Annotated in this window: 15 protein-coding genes; 10 read left to right on the top strand and 5 right to left on the bottom strand. The window is 44.8% G+C overall.

Annotation, left to right across the window (positions count from 1 at the left end; all coding sequences use genetic code 11):
* The first annotated feature begins 15 nt into the window (after positions 1-15).
* Genes U2718_RS07510 through U2718_RS07480 form a run of 7 tightly spaced genes read left to right on the top strand, consistent with a single transcriptional unit; the run spans position 16 to position 3,948 of the window.
* Positions 16-351: a cation:proton antiporter subunit C gene (locus U2718_RS07510; protein ID WP_341993302.1), complete on the top strand. Its 336-nt coding sequence runs from the start codon at positions 16-18 to the stop codon at positions 349-351.
* Positions 348-1,781, top strand: a complete 1,434-nt coding sequence (locus U2718_RS07505) for a cation:proton antiporter (RefSeq protein WP_341993301.1) — start codon at positions 348-350, stop codon at positions 1,779-1,781. The genes U2718_RS07510 and U2718_RS07505 overlap by 4 nt, the downstream gene beginning before the upstream one ends.
* Positions 1,778-2,167 carry a Na+/H+ antiporter subunit E gene (locus U2718_RS07500; protein ID WP_341993300.1) on the top strand — a complete coding sequence of 130 codons (390 nt, stop codon included), beginning with the start codon at positions 1,778-1,780 and terminating at the stop codon, positions 2,165-2,167. Before U2718_RS07505 ends, U2718_RS07500 begins: the two co-directional genes overlap by 4 nt.
* Complete coding sequence (locus tag U2718_RS07495) at positions 2,164-2,430, top strand: hypothetical protein (RefSeq protein WP_341993299.1); 267 nt, start codon at positions 2,164-2,166, stop codon at positions 2,428-2,430. The genes U2718_RS07500 and U2718_RS07495 overlap by 4 nt, the downstream gene beginning before the upstream one ends.
* A gap of 3 nt (positions 2,431-2,433) precedes the next feature.
* Positions 2,434-2,712: a monovalent cation/H(+) antiporter subunit G gene (locus tag U2718_RS07490; protein ID WP_341993298.1), complete on the top strand. Its 279-nt coding sequence runs from the start codon at positions 2,434-2,436 to the stop codon at positions 2,710-2,712.
* Positions 2,705-3,292 carry a DUF4040 domain-containing protein gene (locus U2718_RS07485; RefSeq protein ID WP_341993297.1) on the top strand — a complete coding sequence of 196 codons (588 nt, stop codon included), beginning with the start codon at positions 2,705-2,707 and terminating at the stop codon, positions 3,290-3,292. The genes U2718_RS07490 and U2718_RS07485 overlap by 8 nt, the downstream gene beginning before the upstream one ends.
* Positions 3,289-3,948 (top strand): Na(+)/H(+) antiporter subunit B, encoded by a 660-nt coding sequence (locus tag U2718_RS07480; RefSeq protein WP_341993296.1) that lies wholly within the window; start codon positions 3,289-3,291, stop codon positions 3,946-3,948. Before U2718_RS07485 ends, U2718_RS07480 begins: the two co-directional genes overlap by 4 nt.
* Here the strand turns inward: U2718_RS07480 and U2718_RS07475 are convergent.
* Complete coding sequence (locus U2718_RS07475) at positions 3,923-5,575, bottom strand: hypothetical protein (RefSeq protein WP_341993295.1); 1,653 nt, start codon at positions 5,573-5,575, stop codon at positions 3,923-3,925. The genes U2718_RS07480 and U2718_RS07475 overlap by 26 nt on opposite strands.
* A gap of 241 nt (positions 5,576-5,816) precedes the next feature.
* Here U2718_RS07475 and U2718_RS07470 point away from each other — a divergent pair, with 241 nt between their 5' ends.
* Positions 5,817-7,337 carry a HAMP domain-containing sensor histidine kinase gene (locus U2718_RS07470; protein WP_341993294.1) on the top strand — a complete coding sequence of 507 codons (1,521 nt, stop codon included), beginning with the start codon at positions 5,817-5,819 and terminating at the stop codon, positions 7,335-7,337.
* Positions 7,338-7,448: 111 nt separating this feature from the next.
* Here U2718_RS07470 and U2718_RS07465 read toward each other — a convergent pair whose 3' ends face one another.
* Positions 7,449-7,988 (bottom strand): DUF2267 domain-containing protein, encoded by a 540-nt coding sequence (locus U2718_RS07465; protein WP_341993293.1) that lies wholly within the window; start codon positions 7,986-7,988, stop codon positions 7,449-7,451.
* A gap of 530 nt (positions 7,989-8,518) precedes the next feature.
* On the opposite strand from U2718_RS07465, the gene U2718_RS07460 reads away from it, so the two are divergent.
* On the top strand, positions 8,519-9,175 hold the full coding sequence (locus U2718_RS07460; protein WP_341993292.1) for a hypothetical protein: 657 nt from the start codon (positions 8,519-8,521) through the stop codon (positions 9,173-9,175).
* 265 nt (positions 9,176-9,440) lie between these two features.
* Here U2718_RS07460 and U2718_RS07455 read toward each other — a convergent pair whose 3' ends face one another.
* Positions 9,441-11,894: an ATP-dependent Clp protease ATP-binding subunit gene (locus U2718_RS07455; protein ID WP_341993291.1), complete on the bottom strand. Its 2,454-nt coding sequence runs from the start codon at positions 11,892-11,894 to the stop codon at positions 9,441-9,443.
* Positions 11,895-12,155: 261 nt separating this feature from the next.
* Between U2718_RS07455 and U2718_RS07450 the strand changes: the two genes are divergently transcribed.
* Positions 12,156-12,446, top strand: a complete 291-nt coding sequence (locus U2718_RS07450) for a DUF3288 family protein (RefSeq protein ID WP_341993290.1) — start codon at positions 12,156-12,158, stop codon at positions 12,444-12,446.
* Between the two features lie 7 nt (positions 12,447-12,453).
* Here the strand turns inward: U2718_RS07450 and U2718_RS07445 are convergent, their stop codons facing one another.
* Positions 12,454-16,116 (bottom strand): PAS domain-containing protein, encoded by a 3,663-nt coding sequence (locus tag U2718_RS07445; RefSeq protein ID WP_341993289.1) that lies wholly within the window; start codon positions 16,114-16,116, stop codon positions 12,454-12,456.
* A gap of 307 nt (positions 16,117-16,423) precedes the next feature.
* Entirely contained in the window at positions 16,424-19,099 is a 2,676-nt protein-coding gene (gene mutS / locus U2718_RS07440) for a DNA mismatch repair protein MutS (RefSeq protein WP_341993288.1), read from the bottom strand.
* Positions 19,100-19,182 lie beyond the last annotated feature (83 nt).

Here is a 19,182-nt window from a genome sequence, read left to right as displayed (position 1 = left end):
CAATAGGTAATTCTCGTGTTAGAAGCATGCGTATTCGCAACTATATTGTGCGGATTTTTTGGCATCATTTTTAAAAAGAATCTTGTTATGAAGATCATCTCGATGGATGTGATGAGCACGGGGGTTATCGCCTATTACGTGTTGATTGCATCGCGAAATGGCTTGTTCACACCGATTGCGTCAGATATAAAAAATGGCACCTACTCCGATCCAGTTCCTCAGGCGGTGATTTTGACAGCGATTGTGATCGGCTTTTCGATTCAAGCCTTGATGCTGGTTGGTGTCATGAAGTTGGCACGGGATAATCCAACATTGGAAAGCAACGAAATCGAGAAGAGCAACACCCCATGAGTACCCTTACAATTGCATGGATCGCACTCCCGTTTTTTGTGGGGTTTGTCATTTATCTGCTCCCCAAATTTGACCGATATCTTGCACTGAGCATGGCTGTTGTTTCGGGCGGATATGCGTTGCAACTGTTTGCCGAACGACCACTCACACTGCAATTATTAGATAACTTCGGCGTCACATTGACGATCGACCAGTTGAGCGGCTATTTTATATTGACCAATGCGCTGGTAACAGCAGCAGTGATTCTCTACTGTTGGTACAGTGCGAAGACAGCTTTTTTTTATGCACAGACTATCATTCTGCATGGCAGTGTTAATGCCGCATTCGTCTGTTCAGATTTTATTAGTTTATACGTAGCCCTAGAGGTAATAAGTATTGCCGCGTTTCTGTTGATTGCCTATCCCCGGAGCGATCGCTCGATTTGGGTGGGCTTGCGCTATCTGTTTGTCAGCAACGTGGCAATGCTGTTTTATCTGGTGGGCGCGGTGCTGGTTTATCAGACGCATCATTCATTTGGTTTTGCAGGTTTGCGTGGAGCGCCTCCGGAGGCACTTGCCCTCATCTTTCTGGGACTTTTGGTCAAGGGGGGTATTTTTGTATCGGGATTATGGTTACCCTTGACTCACTCCGAATCGGAAACGCCAGTGTCAGCAATGCTGTCAGGAATTGTGGTAAAGGCTGGTGTCTACCCACTGGTACGTTGTGCTCTGTTTTTGGATGAGATTGATCCAATTGTCAGGATGTTTGGAGTGGGGACGGCGCTTTTGGGAGTGTTCTATGCAGTCTTTGAAAAGGATACCAAGCGGATGCTGGCATTTCACACAGTTTCGCAGTTAGGCTTTATACTTGCGGCACCTGGGGTAGGTGGCTTTTATGCACTGACGCACGGTTTGGTCAAATCGGCGCTGTTTCTAATTGTGGGAGTTTTGCCGAGCCGAAATCTAAAGGAGTTGCAACAGAAGCCTATTGATACCTCAGTCTGGATTGCCTTAGTGATGGCTAGCTTTTCAATATCAGGCTTTCCCTTATTGTCGGGCTTTGGGGCGAAGGTGTTGACGACGAAAAATCTACTACCTTGGCAAGCGATCGCCATGAACATTGCAGCCCTGGGAACTGCCATATCCTTTGCCAAATTCATATTTCTGCCCCATGAGAGACTAAATAGAAAAGGGGACGTACAACCCGGTTTCTGGGCAGCGACAATCTTGTTGATCGGTGGACTCATTTTGGCAAATGTTGTGTATTTTGAGGCATATACTGTTGCAAATATCATCAAACCACTTGCAATCATCGCCGTTGGCTGGTTGGCGTATTTTTTGATTTTTCGACGCTCAGTCCTCAAGCTACCGCGCCTACTTGAGCAATTTGAGCATCTCATTGGTGTGATGAGTTTGATGTTGATCCTGCTGTTCTGGATGGTATTTGCATGATTGGGTATTTGAATCTGATATTGCGGCTAGTCATCTGGTTTTTGCTCACCGCCAATTGGAGTGTGGCAAATATCATCATTGGTATTAGTGTCGCACTCCTATTACCGCACAGACACAAAGCCGCAGGAGCATTGAAAGATTGGCTGCGCGCACTAGGTGAGGTGCTTGTGGCAATTCCCCAGGCATATATTGAGGCATTTGAAATTATCCTCCGTCCGCATAACGAAGAAGATGTCACCCTGGAACGAGTTAAACCACGACGGACACCCGGACTCATATTTCTAGATATATTCCTAATTACCTTTACGCCAAAGACGATTGTCTTGAAGTACCACGAAGATGGCTGGTACGAAGTACACCGGGTTCGACGGAGGAAAAAGGCATGAACCTGAATTTAGTGCTGATTGCAATGATTGTGGCTTTACTCATCCCTATTTATGAGGCATGTAAGGATAACAGTATCTGGCAGAAGATGTTGGCATTTTCAAGTATCGCCACTAAAACGTCAGTCATGATCCTGGTTGTATCCGTCCTGCGCGATGATTGGATGCTCGGTGTTGTCGGGGTAATTATTCTGAGCGTGGGAAATGCCGCATTAATGCTGTTGGCACATGTACTAAAACGAATGAGTGATGTATCAAATTGGTGAGATATGATCAACCTGTTTAGCTATACCTGTATCGGCGTAGGCATCGTCTTTTGGTTTTGGGGAACTTCTCACCTGCTCGGCAAGCGATCGGTATTATTCAAACTGCATAGTCTTTCGGTTGCAGATACCCTCGGATCTATGAGTGTGATCGTCGGGTTGCTTCTGAAGATACCCAGTGAATGGCCATTACTTATCCTTGCCATTATCTCCTTAGCAATTTGGAATACGATGCTAGGGTATGTGTTGGCATATTGTTCTAGTGGCGGAGGCGACAATGAATGACAGCTATGTCTATATCATAGTTGCTCTGCTGCCCTTGGCTGCGTCTATGGTAGTACTTCAAGTTAATCCATATCACGCTTTGGTAATCCGCGGCATCCTCGGAGCAGTGGCAGCGTTAGTATATGTTGTTTTAGGGGCGGCAGATGTTGCTTTAACTGAAGCATTGGTAGGTACCATGCTCGCAATTACTCTCTATGCTGTTGCGGTGCGTTCATCGCTGGTTATGCGTCTTGGCGTGCTTCAAGACGAGTCTAGCGAGGCTGATAACAATCGCTATTGTGGGCAACTGATGGATAACTTCAGAACTATTTTTAGTAAACGCCATATGCGTCTTGAATTGGTGCCGTATACAAATACACAAGCTTTGCACCGGGCGCTGATGGACAAGGAAGTCCATGCGATCTGTACCCCATCGGAACACAGCCAGCAAGACGGTACAGTTTATGGGAACGAAAAGCAACCCTATCACACCGTGACTAGGGTTCAACGCGTCTATGACATCATCCAAAATGAACTTTCATCACCAGGGACAACCCTAACTTATGTAAGTACACCAGACTCAAGGGAGAAGCATCCATGAAATGGCTGTATATCTTAGCAGGGATAGCGCTGTTTATCAAAATGCTCGTCATTCCCAATCCAGCGCCGGACTTGTCAATCTCTATCGTTGAGTCGGTTGTAAGAGATAGTGGGGTGCCTAATGCGGTTTCGGGTATCATTTTTAGGAACCGTCTGTATGACACTATCTATGAGGTAGTAGTATTTACGATTGCGATCTTAGGTGCCAATTTTTTGCTGGCAAATGAAAGGCCATCCTGCACGATCTATCAGTTTACAGATCAACCGTCAATTGTTCTGGCACGTCTGGGAGCGACAATAGCTGCTTTGGTGGGTATCGAGCTGGCGATTCGGGGGCATTTGAGTCCGGGTGGTGGTTTTGCGGCTGGAGTAGCGGGCGGAACGGCGATCGGGCTTGTGGCAATTACCTCTTCATCGGAGTGGATGCAGGCACTCTACAAGCGCTGGCATGCTGCCACATGGGAAAAGATTTCGGTTCTGATTTTCATTGTGCTGGCGGTGATAACTTTGGCAGGAGTAGAATTACCACACGGAGAGTTGGGCGCACTTGTCAGTGGTGGAGTTGTTCCACTGCTCAATATTCTGGTTGCAATCAAAGTCGCATTGGGTTCGTGGGCGGTGATTTTGGTTTTTATTCGCTATCGCGGATTGTTGTGAGAGGGGATAAATCAGCATATTTCCAAGCGGTTACAAAACGTTTTTGCACTACTTGAGCTTCTTTAGTTTTTCCCTGTGCCTCTAGACTTTTTGCAAGTCCAAATAACGACCAGCCATTTTCAGGAAAGCTTTGCAAGTCTTCTCGATATGCAATCTCAGCTTCTTTAGGACGATTAGCCTGAAGTAAAATTGCTCCCAAAGTTTGACGAACTGGATAATGCCAAGGCGGTGGTTCGTCGTAGTTGAGTTTGTCTTCCAAAGTGATTGCCGTTTCAAGATGAGCGATCGCATTTTTGTAATCACCCTGTTTAGCTGCTAGTTTACCTGCCAAAACTTCAGATGCAATGTTCAGCAAACTGCTAGTAATGTTAATATCCCAAATTGTTACTGTTTTCAATGTCGAATCGGCAGCGATCGCTTTTAATTTTTCTAGTTCCTGTTTTGCTTGTTTGAATTGAGCTTTAGCTGTAAAAGCAGTTCCTCGTGCATAATGCCAAACTCCCATAGGATACTTCAAGTCTTTGGCTGGGGCTGGCTGCGCAAGAATATCATCCCACTTGCCAAACCGAGTCTGGGTGTAAAGCGGCATCGAATAGTAATGCTGTAGTGTTCCATATCCAGGTTCCCGCATCTTCTTTTCATCCGCCATCGCTGCGGTATCGCGGGCAGCTTGCATTGCCAATTTTTGGTTCCCTGCCATCGTGGCAGCAGCCCACAGAAAATGGTGATTGTGCGGCATATACGCTAGAGGATACATACCTTGTTTGTGGCATTGGGTAGTATATGCTTTGTCTGCGGCAATGGCTTTTTGGTTGGCAATGGCAGCATCGTGATAGCGCCCGACACGAATGTAGATGTGGGAAGGCATATGCACGAGGTGTCCAGCACCCGGTACTAAATTGCCCAGGCGATCGGCTGCTGCTATACCTAGTTCAGGCTTTGCAGCTTCCACTGCGTGGATATACAAGTGATTTGCCCCAGGATGATTGGGATTTTTTTGTAAAACTGACTCCAAACTCGCAAGCACTTCTTGAGTTTCCGGCTTCGGTTTACCATTTTCTTGCCAGTAATTCCAAGGCATAGTGTTCATTAATGCTTCAGCAAACAAAGTCGCAGCATCTAAGTCATCCGGATAACTTTTCGCTACCTCTCCCATTGCTTTTGCATAAGCAATCTCTAGAGATTTACGGTCTTTCGTCGGTTTTTGCGAGTAGCGCTTTGTCAAAGCCTGGATGTAAGCCTGCTCCTTTTTACTCAGTTTCACTGCTTTGTGCAGTGCTTCCCACGCTACAGACACAGCTTCATCATCCATAGCAGCGTTGATGTTTGAGCCAAGCACGAGGGCAGTTCCCCAGTTACAGATCGCACAATTTGGATCGAGCTTGGCTGCTGCTCGGAAGGAACGTTCGGCCTCGGCATGGTTAAAACCGTAAGCTAAAATTAACCCTTGGTCAAAGTAACGCTGGGCAAGTGGCGATTTTGTAGAAATGGGATGATGATAGTTGCCAAGATTGTTAAACAAAGGGGCAGTATGAGTCTCTGTAGCAGCACCAGATTTGAACGGTAGAAACAGACTTGATATTCCAACCGTTACAATTAGAACCAACGTGAATAGGATGCGGTACACTTTTATATCCTCCGCAAGTAATGAAGTTTGTTTAGATTGTCAGATGGGTTCTAATTTAAACTTCATTTCCAATTCTGTTGATTCTTGAAACAGGGCAGCATAAAACTAGCGATCGCTAATAGTTCTGTATTTGATTGCTACAACTACACCAGTTTGCGGATGAGTGAGGTATAAATCTTCGTCTCAAAGCCTGGTATAACGCCTGTTTTACTTCTGTATTCTGACTTCTGACTTCTACTGTATGTTTCAAACTACTCGTCGCCGTCTTGCTCTTTGGTACACTGCTATAACTGCCGTACTACTGCTATTATTTGCCATTGGCGTATATTTGTATGTCCGCAGCACTTTGATTGAGCGGATTGACGATACTTTGAATCATGTGGTGGAAATAGTAGAGCGATCGCTTGTCATTGAATCTGTTAACTCTGACATTGGTAAATACCGTATAAATGTGGAGGCGAGTTTTCGTGGCAATGCCGATAGCGCAGAAGATGATCATATTGACTTAGAGTGGTTTAGCCCCACTGGTGAATTACTTTGGTCAACTTTATCAGAACCGCTAGATATTCCCATTCACGTCAATCGCACTGGAGAAACTGTGTATGTGGTGAGGAGAGGAGGGTTGGGGGGACAGGGAACAGGGGACAAGGAGAAGAATCTTCCCACTTTCTCACTCATTTCATCTGCTGGCTCAAAATTTCATGCTGAAGAATCAGGAGTTTTATTACGGCAAGTCACGCAACGGGTAGAAATTGGCAAACAGGTGTTAGGATATCTGCGTGTTAGCCATCCCTGGTTTGAAGTTACAAAACCGAGTCGGCAGTTGATTTTTGATTTGGCATTAGGTACTGGGTTAATGGTGGTTTCTGTAGCGGCAAGCGGTTGGTTTCTGTCTGGTAAAGCTATGGAACCTGTACGGGAGTCTTATCAACGTCTCAAGCAGTTTACTGCTGATGCTTCTCACGAACTCAGAAGTCCCATTGCTCTAATTCAAACAAATGTACAAGTTGCCCTGACTGACTTGGAGTTAGCACAGACCGATAGCCCTACACTTTTACATTACAAACAACAATTAAAGTTAATAGAACGGCTAACACAACGCTTAGGTAGATTAGTTAACGATTTACTCTTTTTGGCACGGCAAGATAGCGGTATTAGCAAAGAAAGTTTTTCTCCTTGTCCTTTAGATGCTTTGCTAATGGAAGTGGTAGAAGAACAGCAACTGTTAGCAACTGAAAAAAATATTACTCTTACCTTCAAATTCATTGATCCTCCTAGCCTAGAAATTAGCCCTGAAATACTAGAAGATTGGTTCTCATTTGTGGGCAATTGGGATCAGCTAGTGCGGTTGTTTACAAATTTAATTGGCAATGCCTTACGTTACACTCCGTCTGGTGGACGGGTAAATGTAGAATTAGAACGGATAGAGGGGATAAATCGCGTTTCTGGACTGCGTTACTATAGCGGCCCTCATTTACAAATTAAAATCGGTGATACTGGTATTGGTATTCCAAAAGAAGCCTTACCCCGCTTATTTGACCGTTTTTATCGAGTAGATCCGGCACGCACTCATACTAATGAGAAGACAGCAGCAGAAAATACCACTGGTTCAGGATTAGGGTTAGCGATCGCCCAAGCTATTGTTGAAAATCACCAAGGACAAATCCAAGTTGACAGTGCTGTTGGTATTGGCACAACAATTACCGTCACTTTACCCTTGAAGAAGGCAGAAGATAAAAGGCAGATAGCAGAAGGCAATTAGTAGGAATACCTTCTGCCTGTGCCTTGTCTGAAGACTGGTAAAGTTTGCAGATTTGTTATGGGTGATATTGCAAGATTGCTTTTTGGAAGGTGACTTTATTAATTATATTAATTAAGCCTGTTCCCAAAGTTCACGTACATGTCCGGGGAGCCAACTTGCGATTTCCTGAATCCGTTCCTCGGAAAGCTCATCTTTGGTAGCAGAGAATACGGCTTGTACTGCTTGCTCTCGTTCAACGCTTCTCGGCATCCCTGATTCATTTGCAACCCTAAATAGGAAACGATCAGAATCAATTTTGAAGATGCCTGGGCCTTGCCAAGGTGGACGAACTCTGCTTAAAAATCCCACAATTGGATTAGTGTCTCTCCAGAGTTCAGCAACTTCCATCTGTAGGGCTTTTTCGTTGGTAGGTACAGCCTCTTGATGCAGTTCTGCCTCGACGCGATCTGCGGCTTCTGTCGTCATCAAGTCACGCATGACGCGAAATACAACTTCGGTAAAGTCTCTAGCATCGTACAGGTCTGCAAATCCAGCTTTGACCATAACCTTCTCAAGGAAAGATCTATGCTCATCAGCGATAAAAGTTCTAGTGTCTTCAATCTCTGTTGGATCAATTTCCGGAAGGTCTTTTCTTATTGTTTCGTCTGGCATTGTTTTTTCCTGTGCTTCTTAATATTTACTTTTTTAAGGCGTGTCTGCTTTCTTCTTAACCAAGAGTCGCACAGGTCAAAAATACTTAACATCTTCCAGAAGTTGATGATGTTATGTATCCAAAGTTTGAGTTACGCGATCGCCCATCCGTGTTTGCAAATTGACACACAATTTCTATTAAAAATTTTATTTATAAAGTCATCTACCTTGAGATTTAAAATTCAACTAATACTCAAAGTAGATGTATATTAACAAAATAAAATTATCCTAACTACTCTTAAATATATGATTATATTAACTAATAATTTAGAAAAATAAACAATTAAATATAAAATTTACCAACTTTATCATTCTTTTGGTTGAAACAAAAATATAATTTTTTCTTTAATTACATCTCTTCAGTTAGAGGAATTATATTTTCTTCATTTGTTAATTTATAAATTAATACTTTAGATTTATAGAAATCAAAAATTTTTTAAACAACTTAGTGATTGAGCTTTATTTGATTGTTGTAAGGCTAGAGGTAAATCATGAATAAAACTTTTCGTAAATCTGCTGGGTTAGTAGGTGCTATTGGCGGAGGCTTGCTGATTGGCTTGCCAGCAATACCATACGCAGCTATGGCTCAACAACAGTCTTCGATTCGTTCTGGTTCTCAAGTTAATCCCTGTCCTAGTATTTTTTACGAGGAGCCGCATAATAGTAGAGTTTTAGTTCCGCAAGGATGTCCGCCTAATGCTTTAACGCAGAGAATGCAACCACAGGCTACTGCACCAGCTCTAGAGGCAGGAGTTCAACAAGTAGAACCGGGTACTCCTGGTACATCAACCGCTGTTCCTGTTCAGCCACCTCTGCCACAAACGCAACAAGCGCCCATCGCCACAGTGACGCCCACAGACGGCAGAGTAAATGTGAGAATTAAAAATAATACTAATGCTGTCGTTGCTTATGAAGTGATTGGCCATACTGGAAAGCGTTTGCTCTCTGGTAGAGACGAAGTTGTGCTGCGAGATTTACCAGTAGCAGTTACGATTACTGCTGTTCGCCAAGATCAGGGGTTTTTGAAGTTTACTCCCACGGAATCTGAGTCTGGTTTGTTAGAACTATCTTTAGATGAACAGACAACTGCTACTAACAATCAAGGTGCGATCAGAATCCAAGAAAATGGCAGTGTCTTTTTGAACTAATTCTAATTTACTAGTAGTGACATACTCATTCCCGACGCCGAACTTTAGTAACGGCGCGGGTTTTCTTGTCTAGGGTAAAGGGGGTATTAGATTCGGTAAATTCACTCTTGAGCGTTTCTTTCAAAGATTGATATAAGATAAAACCCCTGATAATACTACCAGGGGTAAATATTCACCAAATTTTTGCTTGAAGGAGTTACTCGATTGTTTTACCCAGCGTAGGGAATTAGAGTACTGGCAAATGTTGGTGTGGTCATAGTAAAGATTAGCCAACACTTGCTAAAAGCAACTCTGGTTTTTCTGACTTGCTTACTATTACCTGACCATCATCGTCAACATCTACAATAGCTGTGTCACCTGCTACGATTTGACCAGATAACATTGCCTCAGCCAGAGAATCTTCTAAGAGGCGCATAATTGCCCGACGTAAAGGTCTTGCACCGTAACTGGGGTTGTAGCCTTCTTGGACTACACGTTCTTGGAAACGTTCTGTAACTTCTAAGGCAATATCCTTTTCAGTTAAGCGGCTAGCAACTTCCTTGAGCATAATCTGTGCGATTTGCTTAACTTCATCTCTCTTGAGTTGAGTGAAGACAATTATCTCGTCTAGACGATTAAGGAATTCTGGACGGAAGTAAGCTTTTAGCTCTTCGTTCACCAAAGACTTAATGCGGTTGTAACTTGCTTCGGCTTCATCTTCGCCAAACTGGAAGCCTAAACCACCGCCGCCTTTTTCAATGACGCGAGAACCGATGTTGGAAGTCAAAATGATCAGTGTGTTTTTAAAGTCCACTACTCGACCTTTGGCATCGGTGAGACGGCCATCATCCATCATTTGCAGCAGCATATTGAATACATCGGGGTGCGCTTTCTCGATTTCGTCGAATAGCAACACTGTGTATGGTCTACGTCGCACTGCTTCGGTTAACTGGCCGCCTTCGTCGTATCCTACGTAACCAGGAGGTGAACCAATCAGCTTGGAGACGGTATGGCGTTCCATAAATTCAGACATATCAAGGCGAATCATTGCTTCTTCAGAACCGAAGAAGTAAGCTGCTAAAGCTTTCGCCAATTCTGTCTTGCCAACTCCAGTCGGGCCAGAGAAAATAAAGCTAGCAATTGGTCGATTCGGATTTTTCAAGCCTACACGAGCGCGGCGGATGGCACGAGATACTGCCGTCACTGCTTGCTCTTGACCGATGAGCCGCTGATGCAGGGTGTCTTCTAAATGCAACAGCATTTCGGACTCAGATTCGGTTAGCTTGTTGACAGGGATGTTAGTCCAAGAAGCGACAATTTGAGCGATGTCTTCTTCATCAACAACAGGTTTGTTGACAGATTGACCATCTTGTGGTTCAGCTAGTTGAGCTTCAATTTCCAACTCGCGATCGCGTAAATTTCCTGCTTTGTCAAAGTTTTGTGCTCTGACGGCTTCGTCTTTGGCTTTGGTAATTGTGGCTAATTCACGTTTGAGTTCGCGATTAGCAACAGCGGTTGAGTGCCGCAAACGGACGCGAGAACCAGCTTCGTCAATCAAGTCGATCGCTTTATCTGGTAAGAAGCGATCACTAATGTAGCGATCAGATAATTGAGCGGCAGCAACTAGGGCTTCATCCAAAATTTGGACTCTATGGTGTTGCTCATAAGCTGAACGTAAGCCATGGAGAATTTCGAGAGTTTCTTCTACCGAGGGTTCGCCAACCATGATTGGTTGAAAACGGCGCTCTAGTGCAGCATCGCGTTCGATATGCTGGCGATACTCATCCAGGGTCGTTGCACCAATACACTGCATTTCTCCCTTTGCCAATGCTGGCTTGAGGATATTAGCAGCATCCATGCCACCTTCTACACCACCTGCTCCAACAAGGGTGTGCATTTCATCAATCACGAGGATGATGTTACCAGTAGAACGGATTTCCTCCATGATTTTTTTGAGACGTTCCTCAAAATCGCCACGGAAGCGAGTGCCTGCTACCAATAAGCCCATATCCAGGCTGATAACTTGCTTGTCTTGGAGAATGTCAGGGACATCTTGGTTGGCAATACGTTGGGCTAAACCTTCGGCGATCGCTGTCTTACCAACTCCAGGTTCGCCAATTAAAACTGGGTTATTCTTTGTGCGACGACCAAGAATTTGGACTGAACGTTCAATTTCCTTTTCGCGACCGACTACAGGATCAAGCTTACCTTCTTGTGCTAGTTTGGTAAGATTTCTACCATATTCTTCTAAAGTAAGCGTTTGGGTACGTCTGGGACTGCCACTGCTACCAGCACCGACAGATGTTACTTCACCCAAACGACGAATTACTATAGTGCGAATTTGTGAGAGATCAACCCCTAAATTTTGTAGTACTTTAGCGGCGACTCCTTCACCTGCCTCAGTTAGCCCCAAAAGCAAGTGTTCAGTACCAATATAATTGTGTCCGAGATTGCGAGCTTCTTTAAATGATTGCTCGAACAAAGTTTTTACTTTCGGGGTAAAAGGAATTTCTGGCGGTACAAAGCCAGAACCCCGACCGATAATTCTTTCGACTTCGCGACGTGCGTCTTTGAGAGTAACGCCCAATTCCGTCAGCACTTTGGCAGCAACCCCAGTTCCTTCTCCTAGCAAACCCAGGAGAATTTGTTCAGTCCCTACAAAGTTGTGACCCAGCCGACGTGCTTCCTCCTGGGCGAGCATAACTACTTTAATAGCTTCGGAAGTAAAATGTTCAAACATAGCGGGTCTTGCTCCCTTGCTGCTTGGGCTATGGGCAAAATTATATTCACCCTCACCTGAACTTTTGTCTAATGATTGTCCTTACGGATAATGTATCTTTATTTCCAGTTTAACCGCAGTGAGGAGAGCCGTAAGGGCAAAGGTGTGTTTGCCACCTATTCCCAGAAGCAGAAAATACAGATGAGGGAGTGGAAAATAGTTAATGGCTAATGGCTAATAGCAATTAACAATTAACAACTACCAACGATATCACACTCAATTATGAGCGCAGAAGCTAAAGATCAACAACATCCCTTATATAATCGCGATCGCCCTTTAGTTGAGAATTTAATGGCTCAGGAAGCGACAGAGTATAATTTAGCAGAACTAGCAAGGCTACGCATTCGCTATCAAGGCTTTCCTGGGGCGCGAGACATTCAACAGGATTTAGATCAAATTATGCAGCAGTGGGGTTTGAGCGAAGCGGAGTTATTCGAGAAAACTCGCGCTCTTCATGATCTAGGCGGAATTTACAAAAGTCGTGCTAAGAGGGAAGAACAAGATTGGAATTAGCCTGTGGTCATTTTTTGGTCACTCCAGCCAATCTGGCAACTGCGGCGGCTAGAGTCTCTGGTTCCAATGGTTTAGGGATGTGCAGTTGAAAACCTGCCGTAAGTGCTTGTTGTTGGTCAAATTCTCCAGCATAGGCTGTAAGTGCAATGGCAGGAATTTGTCCACCATGATCCGCTGTCCTACTTCTAATTTGTCGTAACATTTGATAGCCATCCATCTCAGGCATACCAATATCACTAATAAGAATATCTAGCTTTGAGTGTGCCAAAATTTGTAGCGCTTCAGGTGCCGATGCAGCTTTAATAATTTCTGCCCCATACAATTCCAGCACAAAGCTCACAAAATCCCGCGAATCGGCATCATCATCTACAACTAAAATTTTGATGCCGCTTAAATCCAACGATACATCTTGCCGTTGTTTGTCAACAGAAGTCTCTAAGTGAGGAGTCATTAACGGTAGTCTGACAATGAAAGTAGCTCCCTGCCCCATACCTGGGCTATTAGCCTCAATCATACCGCCGTGTAGTTCTACTAACTTACGGACAATTGCCAGTCCTAACCCTAGTCCGCCAAATTTTCTGGTGGTTGAGGCGTCCTCTTGACAAAAGTAATCAAATATTAGTGGTAAAAATTTTGGATTGATGCCTTTGCCAGTGTCAGTAACGGTAATTTGAGCATCTGCAACTACACGCTCTAGCTTGATTTCCACTCGCCCACCGGTGGAAGTAAATTTGACAGCATTGGACAGGAGATTCCAAACAACTTGTTGTAAGCGGGCAGGATCACCTGCAACTTGCCCTACATTTGGTTCAATAATAGTTTGAATCTGAATTTCTTTTGTTTCGGCTGCTAAACGCACTGTTTCTATAGCTGCTGAAATTATGGATTCTAAATTAATTGTGGAAACATTCAGGGTGAGCTTGCCTTGAAGAATGCGAGACACATCCAGCAAATCCTCAATTAGGTCAACCTGTAATTTGGCATTGCGCTCAATAATATTTAAAGCTTCAGCTGTCTTTTGTGCATTTAACTTGCCGCTTTTAAGTAATTTAGCCCAACCAAGGATGGGGTTAAGCGGCGTACGCAGCTCGTGGGAAAGAACGGCCAGAAATTCATCTTTGACGCGGTTGGCGCGTTCAGCTTGCTCGCGGGCTGCTTGTTCTTGTTGCAACACTCGCTCGCGCTCCGCTAATAGCCGGACGCGATCGCTCACATCTAAAACCAGTGATAGCACTGAAACTAGGTTGCCAGACTCATCTAATAAGGCAGAGTCATACCACTGACAATCAATTACTGTTCCGGCTTTGGTGTAGTTGCGATTCTGGATTGCTACTCGCGGTTCAATACCTTCGGCTAATCGCTTGACTATACTTGTCACTCGTTCGGTATCTTCCTCATAAATGAGCTTCCACTCATCAAATCGCTTGCCTAGTAATTCCTCTGCTTGCCAACCGAAAATGCGTTCGGCTTCTTTTGAGAAGCGCGACACCCGAAAGTCCCGATCCCACTCAATTACTCCTAAGGGGGAGTTCTCAACGTGGAAGTTCAGTTTTTGCAGCACTTGTCGTAACTTAGCTTCATGCTGCTTGCGATCAGTGATTTCCTCACAAACCGTGCTGATGCCAATAATCTGGTTATTAACTTTTAATGGTAAAAAGTGTTCTAACCAAATTCGCTGCACACCAGGTTGAGCCGGAGTTTCCCCATGAATTTCTACATTTAAAAGCGGCTCTCCCGCCAATACCTGGCGTAACAACGGTTCGACTTCATCGGCTAGATGTGGTAGCACCTCTCGTACAGTGCGCCCGATATGTTCTTGTGCAGGCAATCCATTAATTTGTGCCAATCGTTCATTAATCCGCACAAAGCGCAGGTTGGTGTCAATGACGTTTAGTCCAATCGGGGCTGATTGGTAGATAGATTCAATTTCTGCTAGTTGCTGCTGAAGTTGGGCTTGGCTTTGCCGGAGAGCTTCTTCCACCCGTTTACGTTCGCTGATGTCTTCGGCGACGTAGCAAAATCGAGGACACCCAAATAAGGCTGGATCAATGGGGAAGACTGTCACTGACAAGTAACGCAGATTGCTTTGACTATCCTCGTGGATATACTCGAACTGCACTGGTTTTCCCTGCGCCTGTGATTTGTGATACTGGGTAAGCCACGTTTGGATGGCAGTAGGGGGTGCTCCTAGCTCACTGGCAAGTTTTTTGCTTGTACTGCCTGGTTGACGTCCAAAGAAGCGGCAAGTAGCAGCGTTGTCGTAGATGTGAATAATATCGTTCTCAGTCAATTCGACAACTCCCATCTGCATCGGTGCGTTGTCGTAATAAGCCCGCAGTGTTGCCTCGCGTTCAGCAATTGTGGCATTTGCTTGCTGTAACTGGGCAGTGCGTTCTACCACTCGTTGCTCTAACTGCTTGTTTGCTGCTTGCAATGAGGCTTCTAATTTTTGGCGATCGCCTCTAAGGCGCACTCGTTCACTAATATCTCGTCCTTCTGGAATCAACAGACTTACTTGCCCTGACTCATCACGCACAGGTTTGAGGGAGAAATCAATCGTAGTAACTTGCTCGCCTGCTCCCCAGATATCGACTTCATAGCGCACAAATTCTCCGCTTGCAGCTTGAGCGATCGCGGCTTTGAGTTGCTCTTGAGTTTGGGATGAAATTGTCCACCACCGTGTTTCCCAAAAAGGATGATTAATGACATCAGCGTGGGTTAAGCCACCAAAATCGAGTGCTGTCTGATTAACTTCAATCAAGATGCCGTCAATGGTGAGCAGTCCGATAAATTGAAACGTGGAATTAAAAATAGCACGGAAGCGCCGTTCGCTTTCTCGAAGTGCTTCCTCTTCAGATTGCTTAGTTTGGGTAATGTCTCGCCATGCAGCAACAAACCCATCTTCTAATTTAGTGACTCGGATATCGAAAGCTCTAGTGAGCCGTTTGTGTCCGTAAACATCAGAGTAAATAAGTGATTCTTTGACTAGCGGTTCGCCTGTTTCTACAACCCGACAGTATTCTGCAAATAACCCACTCTCGCGATGAGCAGGCAGCAATTCACATAGTCTTTTGCCAAGCTGTTGTTCTTTTGTCATTTGATTGGCTTCACAGGCAGCAGCGTTGACATACTCCACTCGGAAGTCTACGATTTCCCCCACTTCATTGCGAATTGCCGAGTAGATGCCGAAGCAATCAAGCATATTCTCGACTGAGGTGCGGAATCTTTCTTCGCTTTCGTGCAGTGCTCGACGCAATTCGGCATTTTCAATTGCACTTTGCATTGTGTACCGTAACTGCTCTGATGTGAGTTGATCGTAAACAAGATAATCTTCGGCTCCGCCTTTAATTGCCCGCACTGCTATGGCGCTATTGTCACCATCAATAATCACCACAGGAGGACAGGTTTTTCCCAGTTGGGCTTTCAGTGCTGCTAAAACTTCTAATCCATCTCCATCGTTGAGGTGGTATTTTAAGAGAATTACATCAAGTGTGCAAGATTTGCTTCCATTCGCTAAAGTGCAACACAGCGCTAAGGTATCCTTTGCTGATTTTGCCTCCAAGATCGTATAAGTGATGTCTGAATCGGTTGTTAAATAGCACCGATACTTTTCCCGATTGTCTTGTACATCATCGACAATGAGGATCGTATGTTGGCGTTGCGTCAGCATAAACTTGGAGCTGGATCAAGGATAAATTTGTCGATTGACACTAGCAGTCTTGTGTATTGTTCGACTTTGCCAAATCAATTGAGGCTGATTGGATAATTCACAAGGTGTTGCTTGAGGAATAGCAAAGATTGGTTTGCGATCGCTGCTTAAGGAAGCCTATTAGGTACACCAAAATTAGCCTTTTCCTGAAGGTAAACGCTTCTCAGTTATTCAGTATACATCCCCCTATGGGGGGATAAAATTAAATTTATGTCGCAGTCATCAGGATCGGCATTTATAGTTCTATCAAGCGGCGCTAGTCTCTGACTTACAAACCCTCACGTAAACTGATCGCAATCTTACTGTGTTTTTCGATTTGCCCCATTACTTGTTTAGCTCGTTGAATCACCACCTTGGGTAAACCTGCTAATCTTCCTGCTTCTATGCCATAGGACTTGTCAGCACCTCCCGGTTGAACTTGGTGTAAAAAAATAATTTGTTCTGGTAATTCCTTCACTGTCACTTGATAATTTGCCACATTTTCCAACAACGATGCCAATTCATTCAGCTCGTGGTAATGGGTGGCAAAAATTGTTCTAGCTCGAATTTCCGTTGCTAGGTACTCTGCTACCGCCCAAGCAATAGAAAGACCATCGAAAGTTGCCGTTCCGCGCCCAATTTCATCTAGTAATACTAAAGACCGCGATGTAGCATGGTTGAGGATATTCGCCGTTTCGTTCATCTCCACCATGAACGTAGATTGACCGGTGGCTAAATCATCTACCGCACCTACACGAGTAAAAATGCGATCGCATATCCCTAATCGAGCAAAACTAGCAGGTACAAAACTGCCAATTTGCGCCATCAGTTGTATCAATCCCACTTGCCTTAAATAACAACTTTTACCACTCGCATTCGGCCCGGTGAGGATAATTAAGTCGGGAGATGAGGACGCGGGGACGCAGGGACGCGGGGACGCAGGCACTGAAGAGATAACCGCCTCACTTTCTCCGCTTCCTCCTTTCTCCGTATTTCCCTGTTCCCTGTCCCCTGTCCCCTGTCCCCCGTTCCCTAATTGAGTCGAATTCGGCACAAAAAATCCCGCAGGCAAAGACTGTTCTACTACCGGATGCCGTCCATCCACAATATAAATTTCTCGTCCTTCTACCATTTCTGGACAACAATAACCTTGATGCACTGCCAATTCTGCCAAGCCACATAGTACATCTGCTGCTGCCACTGCACGGGAAAGATTGCGGATTACCTCTGCCTGCTGTCCCACCTCTTCTCGTAGTGCTACAAAAATTTCATACTCCATCTGATTTAAATCGTCTCGCGCTGTGAGGATTCGTGCTTCCCGTTCCTTTAGTTCCGGAGTAATGTAGCGTTCCTCATTTGTCAGTGTCTGCTTGCGTATATAATTTGACGGTACTTGGTCAGCTTTAGCACGGGAAATACTGATGTAATAACCGAAAGTTTTGTTAAATCCTACCTTTAGTGTTTGAATTCCCGTTCTTGAGCGTTCGTCTACTTCTAAATTGGCAATCCATTTTTGATCTTCTTCTACCAAAACACGTCTTTCATCCAAGTGCTTGTTCACCCCAGGACGAATTAATCCACCCTCTTTAATATGTACTGGTGGCGTCTCAATCAGATGAGCGCTGATTTTTTGTGCCAATTCTTCCAATACAGGCGGCACTTTTTGTAAGGCTTTAAGAAAAGGAGAACGAGTTTCTGATACTAATAGCGCTAATTCTGGTAATTTAGCAAGCGAATCTGCCAAAGCTACTAAATCTTTGCCGTTAGCAGTACCAGAGCCAGCCCTGCCTGTGAGGCGTTCCAAGTCATAAATTTGCCGTAGCAACTGCCGTAAATCTTGACGTAGGGGAGTATTTTCTACTAATTCTTGAATCGTATCTTGTCGCGCCCGAATCCCTTTGATATCAAGTAGCGGTTGTAATAACCACCGCCGCAAGGCACGACTGCCCATTGCTGTACTAGTTCTATCTAACGCCCACAGCAAGGAACCATGAAAACTGCCATCTCGAACTGTTTGCGTAATTTCCAGGTTGCGGCGTGTTTGATGGTCAACAATTAGGTAATCAGTAATGGTGTAGGTACGGAGGGCTTGGAGCGGAACTGAGTTATGTTTTTGGGTTTCTTCTAAGTATTGCAGAAGACCGCCAGCGGCACGCACTGCTAGGGGAAGATGTTCGCAACCCATACCTTCGAGCGATCGCACTTTAAACTTCTGCAACAATCTGGCTCTGGCTTCTCCTGCCGAGAAAGGAATTTGCGATCGTAAAGCATAACAAAAAGCAGGTGGCAAACATTCCGGCAAATGCTCAGATTTTTCTCCCGGACGTAATAAACCTCCCAAATCAGGAGCATTGGTAGGAATTAGAACTTCCGCTGGCTGTAAGCGCATCAATTCCTGTGTCAAATGTTCCGAATTGCTGCCTTGGGTAGTGAGGAATTCACCTGTAGAGATATCCGCATATGCTAAACCCCAATGCTCCCCTGCAATTACCACAGCTGCCAAGTAATTATTGCGACCAGATTTTAGCATTCCCTCTTCGAGCAAAGTACCGGGAGTGAGAATGCGTGTTATTTCCCGCCGTACCAATCTACCAGCCGCTTCCGCCGCATCTTCTACTTGATCGCAAATGACAACCGCATAGCCTTTTTCTACCAACAAAGTTGCATGACGCTCCCAAGCATGGTGCGGGACACCACTCATTGCTACTCTGCCCACTTCTCCGACTGGCTTGCTAGTCAGGAATAGTTCTAACTCCTGTGCCAAAGTAACAGCATCTTGGAAATAGCATTCAAAGAAATCTCCCACCCGATACAACAACACCGCGTGAGGATGCTTCTCTTTGGTTTCGACATAATGCTGGAACATTTGAGTCAGCTTGCTGCGATCCACGGTTCGATAATCAGAAATAGGCGCAATCGCATTGTTGTTTCCAGTGGGTTGGGATGCAGAGTGAGAAGCAGTCATCGAAGTTTAGCAGTACAGATGGCAACTGACATAAGATACGATGATATCGCGTTATCAGCGATACTTTCATTTTGTTCAAGGTT

The sequence above is a fragment of the Chlorogloeopsis sp. ULAP02 genome (genome assembly GCF_038404745.2).
Taxonomy (GTDB): domain Bacteria; phylum Cyanobacteriota; class Cyanobacteriia; order Cyanobacteriales; family Nostocaceae; genus Chlorogloeopsis.
This window is presented reverse-complemented; position numbering and strand designations above follow the sequence as displayed.

Bases quoted from the DNA above. Each gene is read 5' to 3' on its own strand.
- U2718_RS07505 (WP_341993301.1), top strand. From the start codon at position 348: ATGAGTACCCTTACAATTGCATGGATCGCACTCCCGTTTTTTGTGGGG.
- U2718_RS07500 (WP_341993300.1), top strand. From the start codon at position 1,778: ATGATTGGGTATTTGAATCTGATATTGCGGCTAGTCATCTGGTTTTTG.
- U2718_RS07495 (WP_341993299.1), top strand. From the start codon at position 2,164: ATGAACCTGAATTTAGTGCTGATTGCAATGATTGTGGCTTTACTCATC.
- U2718_RS07490 (WP_341993298.1), top strand. From the start codon at position 2,434: ATGATCAACCTGTTTAGCTATACCTGTATCGGCGTAGGCATCGTCTTT.
- U2718_RS07485 (WP_341993297.1), top strand. From the start codon at position 2,705: ATGAATGACAGCTATGTCTATATCATAGTTGCTCTGCTGCCCTTGGCT.
- U2718_RS07480 (WP_341993296.1), top strand. From the start codon at position 3,289: ATGAAATGGCTGTATATCTTAGCAGGGATAGCGCTGTTTATCAAAATG.
- U2718_RS07470 (WP_341993294.1), top strand. From the start codon at position 5,817: ATGTTTCAAACTACTCGTCGCCGTCTTGCTCTTTGGTACACTGCTATA.
- U2718_RS07465 (WP_341993293.1), bottom strand. From the start codon at position 7,988: ATGCCAGACGAAACAATAAGAAAAGACCTTCCGGAAATTGATCCAACA.
- U2718_RS07460 (WP_341993292.1), top strand. From the start codon at position 8,519: ATGAATAAAACTTTTCGTAAATCTGCTGGGTTAGTAGGTGCTATTGGC.
- U2718_RS07455 (WP_341993291.1), bottom strand. From the start codon at position 11,894: ATGTTTGAACATTTTACTTCCGAAGCTATTAAAGTAGTTATGCTCGCC.
- U2718_RS07450 (WP_341993290.1), top strand. From the start codon at position 12,156: ATGAGCGCAGAAGCTAAAGATCAACAACATCCCTTATATAATCGCGAT.
- U2718_RS07445 (WP_341993289.1), bottom strand. From the start codon at position 16,116: ATGCTGACGCAACGCCAACATACGATCCTCATTGTCGATGATGTACAA.
- mutS (WP_341993288.1), bottom strand. From the start codon at position 19,099: ATGACTGCTTCTCACTCTGCATCCCAACCCACTGGAAACAACAATGCG.